The organism is Bacillus sp. LL01, from assembly GCF_001037965.1.
On sequence record NZ_LFEL01000282.1, the window covers coordinates 1 to 3,044 of the forward strand.

At 38.1% G+C, this 3,044-nt stretch carries 2 protein-coding genes and 1 pseudogene; all 3 read right to left on the reverse strand.

The genetic code is table 11. From position 1 onward, the window contains the following. Positions 1-673: iron-containing alcohol dehydrogenase (locus AB685_RS29465; RefSeq protein WP_047974169.1), on the reverse strand; the 673-nt coding region annotated here is incomplete at its 3' end. A 146-nt stretch (positions 674-819) separates the two neighbouring features. Next, positions 820-2,601, reverse strand: a complete 1,782-nt coding sequence (locus AB685_RS29470) for a sigma 54-interacting transcriptional regulator (protein WP_053074005.1) — start codon at positions 2,599-2,601, stop codon at positions 820-822. Between the two features lie 127 nt (positions 2,602-2,728). Continuing rightward, positions 2,729-3,044, reverse strand: a pseudogene (locus AB685_RS29475) (polysaccharide deacetylase); the annotation flags it as partial.

A 3,044-nucleotide genomic window follows, 5' to 3' on the forward strand; every position in this document is an offset into this window, starting at 1 on the left:
AAGGTTGAGCCTTCTTAGAAATATAAGCCTCTAGTGCGTGTGAAGGTTGAGCCTTCTTAGAAATATAAGCCTCTAGTGCGTGTGTTAGAGCATCAATACCGGTAGCAGCTGTTGTATTCTTTGGAGATGAAATCGTTAAAACAGGATCAACTATAGCAATTTCAGGCATAAAAGCTGGTTGCTTAATCATCATCTTTACATCATTGCTCGTATTCGTTATAACCGTAACATCAGTCGCCTCCGAACCGGTCCCAGCTGTAGTCGGAATCGCAATCAGCGGCAGAGGCTTATTTGTAGCAAGTGTCTTTAGATTCATATAATCACTGATCTCCCCCTTATTCGTTGCTAACACAGCAACAGCTTTTGCCGTATCAATGCAACTTCCTCCTCCTAGTGCAACGACTACATCGCAATGTTCCTTACGTGCAAGCATTAATGCATCGTAAACATATTCATCTGTAGGCTCACTCGAAATATCAAGAAAATCTACATAAGAAATGTTAGCTTGTTGTAAGTGAGTATGGCAGTTTTTTAAGTTTCCTAGTTTCTCCATGACACGATCACTAATAATTAATGCTTTCGTTCCTAGTTTAGCTGTTTCTTCCCCAACTTTTCCAAAGCTTCCTTGTCCATAGTAAATACTTCTAGGTAAGTGCACTGTTGCAACATTCATAGACAAACCTCCCTTTGTTCTTGCTTATATACATTGCAAGAGACGTGCCAACTTTTCAAATAYTGAAAATATTATACTTGTAGTTAGTGACCTTAAAAGGATGTTGCTATTACACTACACTGAATCAACACACTGTCGCTTTTTCGCTACACATTAAGCCGATACTGTTTCATTTTTTTATAAAGGGTCGTTCGATGGATGCCTAGACGATTAGCAGCTTTTGTTTTATTCCCGCTCACCTCCAGTAAGGTTCGTTCAATCATTTCTTTTTCATATTCTGAACGATCTGACCTTAATGTATGACCTTTTTTAGCTTCAACTGACTGATCTCTTATTAATGGAGGTAAGTGCTCTACACTGATTAACTCTCCCTCAACTATAGTAATTAATTGCTCAGCTAAGTTAACAAGTTGACGAATATTACCAGGCCACGCATAGGAACGAATCAACTCCATCACTTTTTGGTCCATTTTCTTTTCTTCCATATAATAATCTTCGGTGAACTTTTTTAAATAATGAGAAAATAATACAGGGATATCCTCTCTTCTTTCTCGCAATGGCGGAACAGGTAGGTGAATCACATTTAGACGATAATATAAATCTTCTCTAAATTCTCCATTCTTAACTTGCTCCAATAAATCTTGATTTGTCGCAGCAATAATTCGCACACTTATAGGAATACTTCTATTCCCTCCCACTTTTACAACTTCGCGTTCTTCTAGCACTCGAAGTATTTTCGTTTGCATATGCTTAGGCATATCGCCAATCTCATCTAAAAAGATCGTTCCATTATGAGCCCTTTCAAACTTCCCTTTACTTCCTCCTCTTTTAGCTCCTGTAAACGCTCCTTCTTCGTACCCAAATAATTCTGCTTCCAGTAGATGCTCAGGAATGGCTGCACAATTGATAGCAATAAAGGGGCCGTTTGCTTTCTTACTGGCTAAGTGAATCGCCTTTGCAAACACTTCTTTCCCCGTTCCACTTTCTCCTGTAATTAAGACCGTCGCATTTGTCCTCGCTGCCTTTTTAGATAGTCTTTTACACGCATATATTTCTTCACTAATGCCAAGTATCTGATTAAATGTTACACAAGATTGATCCTCTACTTGAGTCAGTTCTTGCTCCGGTTTCAGGTTTAACTCCAACCTTTTAGAGGAGGCCGTTGCATTCTCTAGAATACGATATAACTCACTAACTCCTTCAAAGATCAACATTCCAATTGCTCCGATTAATTCGTTATTTTGCCATATTGGGATACGATGAACAATCATTTTTTGGCCACTAATAACCTGTACTTTCCCCCTCTCAGGGACCCCCGCCTTTGCGGTGAAATGTAATTGAGTGTTATCAATCACATCTGTTACATGTCTACCCACTACATCATCAGTAACACCTATAAAGCGACGATACGCCTTATTCATCTTAACAATAAAGCCATTCTGATCTACAACTGTCACTCCCTCATACGCATTATCAAGAACCACATCGATCATATTCACATTATGTTGGATGGAACGGATAAGAAAATCTTGAGCCTTTAACAATTCGGGCGGCTTAAGAGCACCTACAATTTTTTGTTCCTGATCAATAACAGGTATAACCACACCTTTAAAATCGATCGCTGAAATCGTATCCTTCGTTGAGACAGTTTTTGCTTCTTCTATCCAAAAAGGATCAAATGGTTGATCTAAACGATATCCCTGTAGAAGCAACTCAAATATCCTATCATGTTGTACAACCCCTAAAACATGATGCTCCTCATTAATGAAAATCAACTCTTCATTTGTTCGTTTCATAGCTTCCATCACTTCTTTTAGTGATTGATGATTAAACACAAGAACATGCGGAGTGGTCATCCAGTGATGAACGACTAATTCAGACTTTAAATCATCTTCATTCATTAAACTTATCTGATTAGCACCATACATTTGATTATGTCTCCTTTCTTTTGTAAAAAAAGAGGGCATTCGGTATTTTCTTCTAACTTTATCACACTTATTAGGCCCACAATTAAAAAACCCTCATTTTATTATGAGGGCTTTTGAGATCTCTTTTTTAGGGAAATGGAAGTTGTTGGATCTGTTTTGTAAACATATAATCATCTAAATTTTTAAATGTATAGCCCTGTTTTCTGGCATCTTCAATGACTCTAGGTAGAGCTTCTGCATTATCCTGTGAGACAGAGTGAATTAACATAATAGCGCCAGGGTGAATTCGTTTCATTATTTGATCATAGGCATWTTGCCCACCTTTTTGTTTATCAACTTCCCAATCTTTATAAGCCATTGACCAAAAGACATTCGTATATCCTAGCTTTGAAGAAAGAGCTAAGGAGCGTTCACTGAACTGCCCACGTGGTGGTCTAAGATAA